The organism is Sphingomonas sp. CFBP 13714 (assembly GCF_014842205.1).
Classification (GTDB): domain Bacteria; phylum Pseudomonadota; class Alphaproteobacteria; order Sphingomonadales; family Sphingomonadaceae; genus Sphingomonas; species Sphingomonas aerolata.
This window is the reverse complement of record NZ_JACYVG010000001.1, coordinates 701,687-715,953: the sequence shown is the minus strand read 5'-3', so window position 1 is coordinate 715,953 and position 14,267 is coordinate 701,687. Positions and strand designations below refer to the sequence as shown.

Genomic DNA, 14,267 nt, shown 5'->3' with positions numbered 1-14,267 from the left:
CCCGGTGACGCGCGACATAGCGAAATGCACGGGCGCAGCGTAGGGGCGGCACGCTCAGCCACACGGACGATCGCTCATGCCCCTGCCCCATGCCAAAGCCTTCTGGGCGAAGGCTTTTCCCGCCGACCGCCTGCTCGGGGGCGTCGGTGCCTGTATCGGCATCGCGCTGACGATGCTCGTCTGCGTCGCGCTGCTCCCCGTCGGCGACGTTCCTCAGATCGTCGCGCCGCTGGGGGCGTCGGCGGTGCTCGTCTTTGCGGTCCGGTCCAGCCCGCTGGCACAGCCCTGGCCGGTCATCGGCGGCAACACGCTGTCCGCCGCGATCGGCGTCGCCGCGTTTCAGCTCATCCCCGACGCCACGCTGGCCGCGGGTGTGGCGGTCGGGGCTGCGATCCTGGCGATGTCGCTGCTCCGCTGCCTGCACCCGCCCGGCGGCGCGGCGGCGTTGACCGCAGTGATCGGCGGGCCCGGCATCCATGCGGCGGGCTATGCCTTCGCGCTCGTCCCCGTCGCGCTCAACTCTGTCGTGCTCGTGCTGGTCGCCGGCCTCTTCTACCGCGTGACGCGGCACCCCTATCCGCATCACGCTACGCTGCCCCCCGCCGCGATCGCGGCCGAACGGCGCGCGGCTGGATTTCACCCCGACGACATCGACTCCGCGCTCGAGGACATGCACGAAAGCTTCGACATCGCCCGCGACGATCTCCACGCGCTGCTCGCCAAGGCCGAACTTCACGCGCAACGCCGCCAGCGCGGCTGAGCGCGGACCGGGTCTCGCGGCGCGTCAGTCCGAAAACGTCACGCCACCTGCCGTTGCTGCCGCTCGGGGCCTGCGTCATCGCCGAGGAAATGGCGGGTAAAGGCATGCGCGTCGTCGGCCAGTGACTGCAGCGTCCGCTTGAGCATCGCGCCGGTCCGCTGGACCTCGTCGACCGAAGCGAGGTTGCGATCGACCGACGATGCGATCTGCTGGCTCGCCTCGGTGAGCATCTGGCTGCGGTCCTCGACCGCCTCGATCCGCCCGTTGAGCTGTTCGATCGCCTGCGCCTGCGCACGCGACATCGCCGCCACCCGGCCCGCGCCGTCGTCCATGCCGTTGATCAGCGCCCCCAGACTGCCCGTGCTCGCCACCACCGACCGGATCTGGTCCTGGACCGCCTCGATCTTCGAGCGCACGTCGCCCGCGCTCGCGCCCGTCCGCGTCGCCAGCGACTTGATCTCGGCCGCCACCACCGAAAAGCCCGCGCCCGCAGGTCCCGCGCGCGCCGCCTCGATCGTCGCGTTGAGCGCGAGCAGGTTGGTCTGCTTGGTGATCGCGCTGATCACGTCGACGATCTGCTCGATGCTGCTGGCCTGTTCCTGCGACAGCGCGACGGTGTCGTTGGCACTGCGCGCATGGTCGCTGATCGACCTTGCGGCCAGGCTGGTTCCCGCCACCTCCCGGTCGATCTCCTCGAAGGTGTGCGCCAGCAGATGCGTCTCCTTGCCCGCCTCGAGCATCTCGGTCGCGAACAGCTGCGCGATCGCGTCGAGCTCCTGCGCCAGCCGGCGATTGCCCTCGATCGTCTCGTGCAGGCTGATCGCATTCGCCTCGAGCAGCGCCATCGCCTCCTGCGCCTCGCGGATGATGCCGCCGACCTGGCGTTCGAACGCCTCGGCCAGCGCGGCCAGCGTGGCCTCGCGCTCGCGCCGCGCCTGCGCCTCGACCTCGGCGATCGCGCTGGCCTGGCGCGCCTTTTCCTCCTCGGCATGGCGACGCAGCACCTCGGCCTGATCCGCGAGGCGTTTCGCATCCTCGCGCTGCGTCTGGAACGTCGTCAGCGCGGTGACGACCAGCCCCAGCTCGTCATGCCGCTTGAGCGTCGACAGATCGATCGCGGCCTCGTGCATCACCGCATCCGTCGCCGCCGCAATGTCGGTGATCGAGCCGATGATCGATCGCCCGATCACATAGGCCATCACCAGGCTGCCGCCCGTGCCGACGAGCAGGACGAGCAGCAGGATCGCGATCGTGACATGCGTGACCAGCAGCGCCCCCGATGCCGCCTGCCCGGCGCGGCCGATCCCCGCGGCGGTCACGCGCCGGATCCGCGCATCGATCTGCTGCGCATTGGCACGAAACGGGTCGACCATCGCCGCGGTGCTGGCAAAGTCGACTTCGAGCATCGACGTCAGCACGTCGACGGTCGCGGTATATCGGTCGAGATCGGCGAGCACCGGGCCCAGCTGGGCGCGTTGCCCGGCGTGGCTGCGCCGGTAGCCGACCAGCGCCGTACGGACCCGGGCCAGGTCGCGGTGAATCGCCGCCACCTGCCCGTCGACCGCGATCGTCGGCGTCGCCGCCTTCGTCACCAGCAGGTGATAGACGTTCGCGTTGGCGATATCGAACCGCTGCGTGATCGCGTTGAGCTGCTTGATATCGCGCATGTCGCGGTTGACGATGTCGTCGACGCTGCGCCCGGTGATCAGCAGCGCCGCGGTGCTGGCCAGCGCCATCACCACGAACAGCACCAGCATGATGACCGGCGTCGCTGCGACCTTGACCGCGATCGGCCGGTCGGCGAGCGCCAGCCTGCGGTCGAGCCGGTCCGACAGCCGGAAGAACGCGTTAAAGCGCAAGTCGCACCCCTGCGCGCACGCGACGATCCGCCGGGATCGGCGATACCGCGGCGCCGTCCGCCAGCGCCAGATTCTCGCCCGCGACATAGACTTCGAGCGCGGAGGTCAGCCGCAGCCCCGCCCGCGCATCGAGCGCCACCGCATCGTCGACCCGGTAGAGCAGCAGCTGCGGCGTCGACGAGAAGGCGAATTGCCGCGTCGACGACGTGTACCGGGCGACACCCGACAGCGACAGTCGCCCGATGTCATAGCCGAGCGCCAGATTGGCCTTGTGGACCGGCGTCGTCGACTTGGGCGACAGCGCATAGGGGATCGGCAGCGTCAGCGACGCCAGCTGCTCGTCGGTATGCGTCCAGGTATAATTGGCGCGCCATGTGAGCGCACCGACCGCCCCCGACGCCGACACCTCGGTGCCATAGGTGGCATAGTCGCCGATCGCCGTGAACCGCGCGACGAGCGAGGGCAGCGGGGTCAGGAACAGCTCGGTCTGCAGGCCGTCGCCCGGCGACGCGATCGCATTGTCCGTCTTCGTCACGAACGCGTTCGCCTCGATCTGCGTGCCGCCGATCGTCCGCGCATAGCCGACCTCGCCGCTCCACACGCCGACCGGATCGATCCGCGGCGATCCTGCCACGAAGATCGGCACCGGCGCCGGGGTGATGATCGGCAGGCGGATCCCGTAATTCACCAGCGACGGCAGCTGGTAGCCGCGACCGCCATTGATCCGCAGCTGGCCGCGCGCATCGGTCTGGACGAGCAGTGCGACGTTGAAGCTGAACCGGGTGAAGGCCCGGTCGAAATCGCTCGCCACGTCATAGCTCGGCTGCGCGATCGCGCCCGCCTGGTGCAGCCAGAGCCGGTCGATCCGCGCCGCCGCGGTGATCGAAACCGCCTCATCCGGATGCAGGTCGAGCATCGCATTGGCCGATCCGACGTCATACGAGATCCGTTCGGCGAACTGATAGGCCGAGCGCAGCCGGTTATTGCGATATTCGCCGCCGAGCCGCAGCGTATCGCTCTTGCCCAGCCGGACCAGCGTCGACGCCTGGGTGACGATGATCCGGTTCTTGAACCCGAGCGGCTCGGTCGCATCCGCCGTCGCGCCGACGCCATATTGCACATCGAGCCAGTTGACATAGCCGCCCAGCGTCACGCCGCCCCAGCCCGTGTCGCGCGTGGCCGAGGCATGGACGTTGTCGCTGCGATAGCGCTGGTTCGACAGCAGCTGGCTCGGCAGATACTCGGCCTGCCGATTGGTCGAATGGCCGCCGCCCAGCACCGTCTCCAGTCCGTCGAACGAACCGGTGATGTCGCCCGACACCTGGTCGCTCGCGACGTCGCTGACCATCGCCGGGCGCAGCAGCGTCGCCGGGATGCGGCGCTCGTCCTCGCGCGCGCGGACCCCGGCCAGGCGGATGCCGATTGCCGGGGTGACGGGCAGCGTCACCGACCCGGCGAGCCGGCTGATGTCGTGATTGCCCAGCTCGGCGGTCGCGGTGACGGTCGGCGTCTGGCCGACGCGCCGGGTGATGATGTTGACGACGCCGCTGGCGGCGTTGAACCCGAACAGCGCGTTCGCCGGCCCGCGCACCAGCTCGATCTGCTGGATCTCCTCGAGCTGGACGCCCAGGAGATTCCAGTCGGTCATGCCATAATGATCGAGATAGACCTGGCGTCCGTCGACCAGCACGAGCAGCCGCGCATTATAGGTCTGCACGCCGCCGCGCACCGACACGTCGCTCTGCCCCGCGGTCCAGCTGTTCACGTCGATGCCGGCATGCGTCTTCAGCAAACCGGGTACGTCGCGGGCCGGCGACCGGGCGATATCCTCGCGCGTGATGATGATCGCCGAGGCGGGCAGTTCGGACGCGCGCTGGGGTTTGCCCGTGACGCTGGTCGTCACCGGCTCGCCGATCGTCTCCTGCAACGCCTGGTAATCGACGGCCTGCGCACCTGCGACGGCCGGGCACAGCACTGCACCGGCCATCAGCATGGCGCGCAATCCGGTGGCGAAAGTCGAAACGGTCATCGTTAAATTTCCTTGATCAGCATCAGGAATGCCGACCCGAATCTGATATTGGCAGCGCGCGCCGCGGCGCGATTGACGGTGATCTGGGTCTTGGGACCCGAAGTGATGCCGACCACGCACCGCGCGGTCTGCACGCAGGCGGGATCCGACGAGATCGTCAGGACCGACGATCTGGCGGCCGCGGCGGCGATGCCGGCATGCTCCGGGCGCAACCCCGTCGTGACGAAGGCGAGGCGGAATCCGGCCAGCGACCCGATCGCGCCGACCGGCACGCGGCGGGCGCGGATCGCGCTGCGTCCGGCGGCCAGCCCCGATCCGATCGCCCGCTCGATCGCCGCCGCCTCGGCCTCCGATGCCGGATTGCCCGGCTCGAACACGATCGCCGCGGCGACCGTCCCCGCCGGACCGGGCTGAAGGAACGACACGACCCGCGCCGCGATCGGCACGTTCAGTTCCGCGGACAGCGGCGTCGCGCTGCCCAGCGCGGCCACGCCGCACATCCATATCCAAGGTCTAAACACGCTGTCCCCCACTGAGGGGACAGCGATTATCACCCGATATTGTCCAATTAGTTAATGGCTTAGAGACCGCGATACACAATCTGCGGCCCCATCCCGCGGGCCGTCGCACGCCAATTAGGACGGTCGCGTAACAGAACGGTCTTCTGCGCGTCATCTGGTGCGGCCATAGCCCCCCGACGACGCCGGCCGGGCGCCAACAGGGCAGGACAATCATGCGTATCTCGACGATGCTGCGGGCGACCGCGGCGGTTCAGGCCCTCGCCATGCTCGCAGGCCCCGCAACTGCAAAGGATGCCGCGCCGCTGCGGATCAACGACATCGCCGTCATCGGCACGCACAACAGCTACAAGCAGCCGATGCCCGCCGCGACGATGGCGAAGGTGCGCGCCGCCGATCCGGCGATGGCCGACGCGCTCGACTATGCGCATCGCAGCCTCGTCGACCAGCTCGACGCGGGCGCGCGCCAGCTCGAGATCGACGTGAACTATGATCCGCAGGGCGGGCATTATGCGCGCGGATCGTCGGATCCGAAGCTGCAGCGGCCGGGCTTCAAGGTGCTGCACATCCCCGGCATCGACAATGCGTCGAGCTGCGTCCTGCTCACCGAATGCCTGACAATCGTCCGCGACTGGTCGGCCCGCCATCCGCGCCACGTCCCGATCCTGCTGATGTTCAACGCCAAGGACGAACAGAACGCCGCGCGCGGCGGCATCGACGCGCTGCCGTTCGACGCGGCCGCCTATGACGCGCTCGATGCGGAGATCCGCTCGGTGCTGGCGCCGGGCAAGCTGATCGTGCCCGACGACGTGCAGGGACGCTATCCGACGCTGCGCGATGCCGTCCTCGCCGGCAACTGGCCGCTGCTCGAGGCGTCGCGCGGCAAGTTCCTGTTCGCGCTCGACGAGCCCCCCGCCAAGGTCGCGGTCTACCGCGGCACGCGCCGCTCGCTCGAAGGCCGGGTGTTCTTCATCAACACCGACGAGGCGTCGCCCGCCGCCGCCTATCTGACGCTCAACGATCCGGTCCGCGACGCCGAACGCATCCGCCGCGACGTGCGCGCGGGCTTCCTCGTCCGCACCCGCGCCGACGCCAACACGCGTGAGGCGCGCGCCAATGACGGCGTGCCCCGCGACACCGCGCTCGCGGGCGGCGCGCATTATGTCTCGACCGACTATCTCTGGCCCGACCCGCGCTTCGCCGGCGGCTACCGCGTCGCGCTGCCCGAGGGCGATGTCGCGCGCTGCAATCCCGTCCGCATCGCCAAGCAATGCGGCGACCTCGAAGGATCCGCCAAGTGAAGCCGGTGCTCGTCGCGACGTTGCACACCGCCCCCGACTTCCGCCGCGACATCGACGCAGCGCGCACGGAACTCGCGCACGCCGCGGGCGCTGTCCCCGATATGTCGCACTGCCGGATCGAAGCCGGCGCCAGCTAGCAGACGGACCAGCGCGCGGATGATCGACGACCCCAAGGCCATGACCCTCACCATCGCCGGCCGCGCGATCCGCGACATTGCGAGCTTCTACGACGAGATCAACCGCGTCTTCATGGCGGGCGAGGACTGGTCGCTCGGCCCCAGCCTCGATGCGCTCGACGACCTGTTCTATGGCAGCTACGGCGCGCTTGCGGGCAAGGCCCCGGTCGTCCTCGTCTGGCAGGATATCGAGACGAGCCGCGCCGCGCTCGGCATCGACGCCACCAGAGTCCATCTCCGCGCCAAGCTCCAGAACACGGCCTTCGACGCCGCACGCATCACCGCCCAGCTCGACGCGCTCGAACAGGGCCGCGGCGAGACCTATTTCGACACCATCCTGACCATCATCGCCGACCACCCCAACATCCACCTCGTCCGCGCCTGACCCGGCGCGGTCGGGTTATCGCGGCGTCACCGATGCGCGGATGTGGAACAGGTTGTCGGCGACCAGGCCGACGGCAGACAACAATGTAGCTTGGCTTTTCATGCAAACTCCCGTGGCAGCTGTGTGGAGATACGCCGTACGCCCGCGTCCGCGGCGGGGAGCGCCGCGGACGCGAAGGTCAGAAGCTGGTGGTCACGCCGAAGGTGAAGATGCGGCCGCTGCGCGTGTAGACGAGCGTCCGGTCGGCGCTGAGATCGGCGAACTGCTCGATCGGCCGGTTGGTGACGTTGATCCCCTCGATCACGAAGCGCAGATTCTCGGCCGGGCTGTAGCGGATCTGGAAATCGACGTTGTTGGTCGGCCGGATGCCGTCGCCGACATTGGCGTTGCTGCCCGCGCCGGTGATGTAGCGGCTGCGATAGGCGGTCGACACGCGCGCGCCGAACCGCTCGGTCTCGAAATACAGCGTCGCGTTGGCGGCCCATTTCGACAGGTTGAACAGCGGGATGGTCTGGGCGACGCCGTTGTAGATCGCCTTCTGATCGCCATCGATCCAGGTGCCGTTGGCGACCACGCCGAAATGGTCGAACGGCGCGGGCAGGAAGGTGAAGTCGTGCTGGACCGCGGCCTCGACCCCGCGGATGCTGGCGCCGTCGCCATTGACCGGCCGGGTATAGTTGTACGGCGTGGTGCCGTCCTGCCCCGGCAGCAGCAGCGAGACCGGAAAGCCGGTGGCGCTGTAGGGCACCTGCGACGTCTCCGAAGTGATGAAGCTCGCCAGATCCTTCCAGAACACGCCGACCGACGCGAAGCCGTTGCGATCCATGTAATATTCGAGGCCGCCTTCCACCGAGGTCGAGCGGAACGGCTGAAGGTTGGGGTTGCCGACCGACACCGTGCCGCCGAACGGCGCGACCGTCAGCGTGCCCGCGGCGGCAAGCTGCGGCAGGCCGGGACGGTTGACGTTGCGACTCGCCGACGCGCGCGCGATCAGCTTCGGCGTGAGGTCGAGCGCGATGTTGAGCGCGGGCAGCCAGTCATCGTTGCTGGTCTTGACCGTCACGGGCTGGAGCACCGTGACGCCGTTGGTCGCGGTCGCGAGCGACCCGCTGGAGACCAGCGCGGTATGGTAATAGCGCACGCCCGCATTGCCGCGCAGCCGCATCGAACCGAGTTCGGTATCGAGATCGAGCTGCGTGAAGCCCGCCCAGCTCGTCTCGCGGATACGGAAGTCGCTGCCCGCGGTCAGGTTCGCCGCGGTCAGGTTCCGGTTGTTGCCGAGCAGCGCGTAGATGCCCGCGACGTCGCCGCCGATATAGGGGATCAGGCTGTCGCGGTTGATCACGTATTTCAGCGCATCGGGTACCGCGCGGTCGCTGGTCGCCTGCGTCCCGTAGAAGATGTTGGTGAGATACTGGTACCCGCTGTTGGTGAAGCGCTTATACTCGCCGCCGAGCTCGAGCTTCAGGATCGGCGACACCGTATAGACCGCCTGGAGCTGGCCGTTGCGATAGGCGTTGTCGATCGTGTTTTCCTGCGTCACCAGCCGCTGGACGTTCCAGTTCGCCGGCTTGGTCAGGTCGAAACCATAGGTGTTGACCGGGATCGTCGGCTGCATGTCGAAACTGAACGCGGTGTTGCGCGCCTGCAGGAAGATCTTGTCGAACGTCGGCTGCGCGAACGCCGACTTCTGATAGCCGGCGAGCGCGGTCAGCGTCAGGCGATCGCCGACCTTCCATTCGGCATTGGCCACCGCCTGATAGAAATCGGTCTGGTTCTCGACCCGGTGATGCTCGGTCCGCTGGTCGATCCCGGTATAGCTGGCGGCGACGAGCGAATTGCCCTGGATCGTCGCGGAGCGGATGACCTGCGTCCCGCTGACATTGCCGGTCAGCGCGTTATAGCCGCCCGCCGCGATCGCCCAGTCGTCACGCTTGTCGGCGAGGTGTCCGTAGAGCAGGTCGACATCCAGCTTGAACCGATCGCCCGGATGATATTGCAGCGCGCTGGTGACGCCGATCCGCTCGCGGTCGGTGTACCAGGTCGAGGGCGACTGCGCCTGCGGTGCGAAGATCGTACCGCCGCGCAGCAGCGCGCGCGTCGCCGCATCGATCTCGGGCCCGATATTGTTCGCGCCGTAGGTGACCTTGCCCCAGTTCCAGTTGCGATAGCCATATTCGTTGTTGCGGATCTTCGAATAGGCGACCGAGACGAGCGCGCCGAAATCGCCCTGGCGCTGCGAGAACAGCCCGACGAGCCGCGGGGTGATGCCGCTGGTCTGGTCGTTGGTCTGGCCCTTGGCCGACAGCACGATCTTCTGCCCGTCATAGTCGAACGGCTTGGCGGTGAAGAGCTGGACCGTCCCGGCGATCCCGCCCTCGTCCTGATTGGCGGCATAGCTCTTCTGCACGCTGACGCGGTTGAACAGCTCGGACGCGAACAGGCTGAAGTCGAAGCCGCGGCTGCGGCTGACGTTGCCGCGATTGTCCATCCCCGACGCGGTATTGCCGAGCACCTCCATGCCGTTCAGCTGGGTGCGCGTGAAATCGGGGCCGAGCCCGCGCAGCGCGATCTGGCGGCCTTCGCCGGTGTCGCGGGTGATCGCGACGCCGGGGACGCGTTGCAGCGCTTCGGCGAGATTGAGGTCGGGAAAGGCGGCGATGTCGGACGCGACGATATTGTCCTCGGTCCCGACCGCGCGGCGCTTGAGCTCCTGCGCGGCGAGCAGGCTGCGGCGATAGCCGTTGACGACGATGTCGTCGGCGACCGCGACCGGCTCTGCTCCCAGCGTCGACACGCCCCCCGCGACGCCCCCCGCGACCGCCGGCGTCGCTACCGGCGCGGGTGCGCTGACGGTGCGCAGGCCCGGGCGCGGCGGCGCGCGCCGCAGGACCAGCACGCCGTTGCTCTCGACCGGGTGCAGGCCCGTGCCGCGCAGCAGCACGGCGAGGGCCGCCGGCGCGGTCAGCCGCCCGCTCACCCCCCCGGTCCGCTGTCCCTGGATCAGCGCGGGCGCCGCGATCACCTGCATCCCCGTCGCGCTCGAATAGGCCGACAGCGCCGCGGCCAGGTCGCCTGCGGGAATGGCGAACGCGCGCGTTCCCGCCGGCTGCGTGCCCGCCGACACTGCGTGTGCCGTCGCTGGCATTGTGAGCGCGCATACCGCCAGAGCGAGTGCCGACGTTCCGTAAAACCGCGTCATGATAATCCCCCGTCATGGCGCCCCCACGCGCCATTCGGGAGGAAGACGGCGCAGCCCGACGGATCCGGACAGTATTTTTTTCAGCGCGCGGTTTCGAGCGCGAGCCCCCCGTCCCGCTCGACCACCGCGAACCCGAACCCGCCGCCGATCGCCGCCAGGAGCTGGCGTGGATGATCGGTCCGGAAACGGCCGAACACCGTCGTCGAAGCGAGCGGCTCGGCAGGGCGCGCGATCCGGACGCCGCCCTGCCGGTCGAGGATCTCGACCAGATCGTCAAGCCGCATGCCCGCGGTGTCGATCCAGCCCTGACGCCAGTCGGGCAGCCCCGGATCGAAGCGCTCGGGTACCGCCGTCACGCCGCCGCGGATGCTGCTGCGATAGCCCGCGCGGACCACGACGCCGCGCCGCGCGCCTGCTGACGCGGGGTCGAGCGGGTCGAACCCGACCGCGCCGCGATAGACCGCCAGCGCGACCTGCCGCCGCGTCAGATCCAGGTCGAACGCGGTGCCGAGCACGCGCGTCCGGCTGGCCCCCGCACGCACGACGAAGGGGCGCGCGGCATCGTGGCGCACGTCGAAGAACGCCTGGCCCGCCAGCAGCCGGGCACTGCGCCCGGCGGTCGTGTAGACGACCTGCAGTCGCGTCGCACCGTTCAGCCGGACGGTGGTGCCGTCCGCCAGCGTCGCGGTCGCGCGCTCGCCGGCCCGCGTCGCGAACAGCTGCGGCGACGGTGCCACCGCGGCGGGCGGCGGGGCCATGCGGAGGCCGAGGGCGAGCAGTACGGCGACGACCGGCGCGGTCGTGGCCGCGACGACGACGGACCGCCGCCGCCGCCTGAGCGCGCGGACCTGCTCGTCCGACAGCCGGCCACAGTGCAGGGCGGCAGTCCGCAGCGCATCGGTCAGCGCGGCATCGGTCACGGCCGCGCCCCCGCCCCCGCTGCTGCTGCTGCTGCTGCTGCCCGCGGTCACGCCCCCGCCTCCATCGTGAAACCCCGCCGCGCCAGCGCGGTGCGAAGGTCGGCAAAGGCCCGGACGACATGCTTCTCGACCGCGGCGGTGCTCATGTCGAGCCGATCGGCGATCGCTGCGGTGGTGAGCCCGTCCAGCCGTCGGCGCAGGAATATCTCGCGGCGCAGCGGCGGCATGCGTTCGAGCGCGCCCGCCATCAGCGCGACCGCGCGGCGGAACGCCACCACCCGATCCGCCGCCGGCAGCGGACAGACCATCGCCTCGTCCAGTTCGACATGCGCGGCGCGCCGGGCGACGCGGTGATGATCGCGCAGCAGATTGCGCGCGATCGCGAAGCAGAGCGCCTTCACGTCCTCGACCCGCGCGCTCGCCTGATAGGTGAACAGCCGCAGATAGGTTTCCTGCACGACGTCGTCGCCATCTGCGTGATGCCCCAGCCGCCCGTGCACGAACGCACGCAGCGCGCGTGACAGCGCCGCGTCCGGGCATTGCATCGCCAGCGCCGGCGTCACCGGCCGGTGCTCCCCGACGCCCCTGAAAACCCCCGCGTCCCTGTTCACCACGCCCCCCGCTTGCGATTCGGGGCGTCTTATGCGTCCATCGTGAAGCCGGGATGACACCGCGCAGCCGCGCGGGTCTCGGCAGGCGCGACCATGCGGCGAGATCGATCCCAGGGGTAGATCGTTACCAAGTTATACTCGATCACCGTATTGCGACTATCGCGCGTCGCATCCATGCTGATAGTGGCGGCCCTACCAGACGGCGTCGGAAAGCTCCTGAATTGACTGTTGCAGGGCGGCATATCGCCATCATCGCGCCGCCGACCGCCGGGCACATCAATCCTCTGGTCGCGCTGGGCACATCGCTCGTCGCCGCGGGACACCGGGTCACGCTGGTGCATATGGCCGACGTCGCGGCGATGCTGCCCCGTGGCGATGTCGCGTTCGCGCCGCTCGACCATCCCGCCGATCGCCAGGGCCTGCTGGCCGAACATTATCGCAAGCTCGCCCAGCCCTCGGGGCCGGTCGGACTGCCGCGCATGATCCGCAGCACCGCGGCGATGACCGAGCTCCTGCTCGCGGCGCTGCCGGCCACCCTCACGCGGCTCGGCGTCGATGCGGTCGTGGCGGATTCGGTCGAGCCGGCGGGGGCGCTGGTGGCACGGCATCTCGGCCTGCCGTTCGTGACCGCGATCACCGGACTGCCGCTGCTCCGCGAGCCGATGATCCCCCCGCCCTTTCTCGGCTGGGCCTACCGGGCCGATGCGCTCGGGCGGAATCGCAACAATGGCGGCTATGCGGTCAGCGATCTGCTGATGCGCCCGGTGACCCGCATCGTGACGACCTATGCGCAGCTTTGGGGGCTCGATCCCGACCCGCAGCAGCAATGGTCCGACCGCCTGCAGATCGCGCAATGCCCCGCAGGGCTCGACTTTCCGCGCACCGCCCTGCCGCCGAGCTTCCGGTATGGCGCGCCGTGGCGCCTCGACGAACCCGTGGACGACATCCCCGAAAGCGACGGTCGACCGCTCATATATTGCTCGCTCGGGTCGTTGCAGGGCGCGCGCCGGTCGCTGTTCGCCGCGATGACCGCCGCCTGTGCCGCGGTCGGCGCGCGCGCGGTGGTCGCGCATGGTGGCGGCCTGAGCGACGGCGACGCGGCCTCGCTGCCCGGCGACCCGCTGGTCCGCGCCTTCTGGTCGCAGACGCGCATCCTGCCGCACTGTTCGGCAGCGATCCTCCACGGCGGCTTCAACACCGTGCTCGACGCGCTCGCGGCGGGCGTGCCGATCGTCACCGTCCCCTTGGCGTTCGAACAGCCGGCGACCGCGGCGCGGCTGAAGCGGATCGGCGCGGCGCGCATCGTATCCGCCGCCGACGCCGCCAAAGGCGGGCTCGAACCGTCGCTCCGCCATGTTCTTACTGATCCGGGCTATCGCCGCGCGGCCGGCCTGCTCGCGGCGGAGATGGCGATGGCGGGGGGCGCCGCCGACGCGGCCGCGTGCGTCGAGGCGGCGCTGCGCGACGACGCGGCCGTTACGCCGGCAGGCCTGGACCTGGCTGAGGACAGGGCTGCCTGCGCTGCGTGAGGCGCTGCGCCGCGACGATCGCGGGCGGCGCGAGCAGCAGCCCCATCAGCACATCGACCCCGTAGTGACCGCCGAACACCGGCGTCGCGACGATCGTCAGGATCGCCCAGCCACGGCCCGGCCCGGCAAGGCGCGGCATCGCGCCGAACGCCCAGATGAAGATCGCGGCGAGCGTCGCATGGAAGCTGGGAAAGCTGACGATCCCCATCAGCATGGTGAGATCCAGCACGCGCAGCGATCCGTCGCGCAGCCCCGAGATCAGCCCCTGTTCCATCCACGCGATCGACGGCCAGAGATGCACGTAGCGCGCCGGGTCGAACAGGTTTCCCATCGCGGGCGTCAGACCCGAGATGAGGATCGTGACGAACCCCGACAGGATCGCGGCGCACACCATCGTCCGCAGCGTGTCGAACTTCCCCATCCCGCTCAGCGCGACGATGACCACGATCATCTGCACCGTCAGGCTGTGATAGGCGAGGCCCAGCAGCCAGATCAGCGGCGGACACTGGTCGAGCAGCGCGAGCACGACCGGCCAGTCGAAGCCGACCGCACGATCCGCCGCCGCCAGCCGGGCATCCCACAAATTGCCGGACTTCGCAGCCAGCGCATAGGCGAGGACCACGCCGAACAGCGTGAACAGCGTCATCTGCAAAAAGGCTCTCGCCCCCGCGGCAAGCCGCGGTCGCGCGCTATACCGGCCGATCGCCAGCGCGCCGGCCAGCGCGAGCAGCGACAGGATCGCCGGCACCGCCCGCAGCGGATCGACAGTGAAGCGGTCATCCTGCTGCGCGACGAGGAAACTGAGGATCATGGCTGCGACCAGCAACCAGGACGGGGTGTCGCGGTGGTCGGCACGGAAATTCGAAGCGGGCATCGGGGTCGAACGCAGCGTCCCGCCCTGCGGTGCCGCGATCGATCGCATCCGTATGATTTACCTGTGTATGCTACCGCGAGCCCCAGGCTGCCGCGGCGGCGCC

12 protein-coding genes are annotated in these 14,267 nt (G+C 69.4%); 5 read left to right on the top strand and 7 right to left on the bottom strand.

Annotation, left to right across the window (positions count from 1 at the left end; genetic code table 11):
* Positions 1-76 precede the first annotated feature (76 nt).
* A complete protein-coding gene (locus IFT54_RS03515; protein ID WP_192069565.1) occupies positions 77-760 on the top strand; it encodes an HPP family protein in 684 nt (227 codons plus the stop codon).
* Between the two features lie 38 nt (positions 761-798).
* On the opposite strand, the gene IFT54_RS03510 is transcribed toward IFT54_RS03515, so the two are convergent.
* The 3 genes from IFT54_RS03510 to IFT54_RS03500 are packed head-to-tail and all read right to left on the bottom strand — an operon-like array spanning position 799 to position 5,139.
* The gene (locus IFT54_RS03510) at positions 799-2,619 is read right to left on the bottom strand and encodes a methyl-accepting chemotaxis protein (protein WP_166746330.1); all 1,821 of its coding nucleotides are present in this window, start codon (positions 2,617-2,619) and stop codon (positions 799-801) included.
* Positions 2,609-4,648: a TonB-dependent receptor plug domain-containing protein gene (locus IFT54_RS03505; RefSeq protein WP_192069564.1), complete on the bottom strand. Its 2,040-nt coding sequence runs from the start codon at positions 4,646-4,648 to the stop codon at positions 2,609-2,611. Before IFT54_RS03505 ends, IFT54_RS03510 begins: the two co-directional genes overlap by 11 nt.
* 2 nt (positions 4,649-4,650) lie before the next feature.
* Positions 4,651-5,139 carry a YfiR/HmsC family protein gene (locus IFT54_RS03500; RefSeq protein WP_192069563.1) on the bottom strand — a complete coding sequence of 163 codons (489 nt, stop codon included), beginning with the start codon at positions 5,137-5,139 and terminating at the stop codon, positions 4,651-4,653.
* A 242-nt stretch (positions 5,140-5,381) separates the two neighbouring features.
* Between IFT54_RS03500 and IFT54_RS03495 the strand changes: the two genes are divergently transcribed.
* From IFT54_RS03495 to IFT54_RS03485, 3 genes are read left to right on the top strand one after another with little or no spacing between them, the layout of a single operon-like run.
* The gene (locus tag IFT54_RS03495; RefSeq protein ID WP_244648495.1) at positions 5,382-6,467 is read left to right on the top strand and encodes a Ca2+-dependent phosphoinositide-specific phospholipase C; all 1,086 of its coding nucleotides are present in this window, start codon (positions 5,382-5,384) and stop codon (positions 6,465-6,467) included.
* Positions 6,464-6,604, top strand: a complete 141-nt coding sequence (locus tag IFT54_RS03490) for a hypothetical protein (RefSeq protein WP_192069562.1) — start codon at positions 6,464-6,466, stop codon at positions 6,602-6,604. The genes IFT54_RS03495 and IFT54_RS03490 overlap by 4 nt, the downstream gene beginning before the upstream one ends.
* Positions 6,605-6,644: 40 nt before the next feature.
* Positions 6,645-7,028, top strand: coding sequence for a barstar family protein (locus IFT54_RS03485; RefSeq protein WP_192069561.1), 384 nt, complete (start codon positions 6,645-6,647; stop codon positions 7,026-7,028).
* A 178-nt stretch (positions 7,029-7,206) separates the two neighbouring features.
* Here IFT54_RS03485 and IFT54_RS03480 read toward each other — a convergent pair whose 3' ends face one another.
* The 3 genes from IFT54_RS03480 to IFT54_RS03470 all read right to left on the bottom strand — a co-directional run bounded on the left by IFT54_RS03480 (position 7,207) and on the right by IFT54_RS03470 (position 11,713).
* Positions 7,207-10,176: a TonB-dependent receptor gene (locus IFT54_RS03480; RefSeq protein WP_244648493.1), complete on the bottom strand. Its 2,970-nt coding sequence runs from the start codon at positions 10,174-10,176 to the stop codon at positions 7,207-7,209.
* Positions 10,177-10,310: 134 nt separating this feature from the next.
* Entirely contained in the window at positions 10,311-11,201 is an 891-nt protein-coding gene (locus IFT54_RS03475) for a FecR domain-containing protein (protein ID WP_192069559.1), read from the bottom strand.
* The gene (locus IFT54_RS03470; protein ID WP_183936912.1) at positions 11,198-11,713 is read right to left on the bottom strand and encodes an RNA polymerase sigma factor; all 516 of its coding nucleotides are present in this window, start codon (positions 11,711-11,713) and stop codon (positions 11,198-11,200) included. Before IFT54_RS03470 ends, IFT54_RS03475 begins: the two co-directional genes overlap by 4 nt.
* A gap of 269 nt (positions 11,714-11,982) precedes the next feature.
* Between IFT54_RS03470 and IFT54_RS03465 the strand changes: the two genes are divergently transcribed.
* Positions 11,983-13,290 carry a glycosyltransferase gene (locus IFT54_RS03465; protein WP_244648491.1) on the top strand — a complete coding sequence of 436 codons (1,308 nt, stop codon included), beginning with the start codon at positions 11,983-11,985 and terminating at the stop codon, positions 13,288-13,290.
* Here IFT54_RS03465 and IFT54_RS03460 read toward each other — a convergent pair.
* Positions 13,238-14,164 (bottom strand): phosphatase PAP2 family protein, encoded by a 927-nt coding sequence (locus tag IFT54_RS03460; protein WP_192069557.1) that lies wholly within the window; start codon positions 14,162-14,164, stop codon positions 13,238-13,240. The genes IFT54_RS03465 and IFT54_RS03460 overlap by 53 nt on opposite strands.
* Positions 14,165-14,267: the final 103 nt, after the last annotated feature.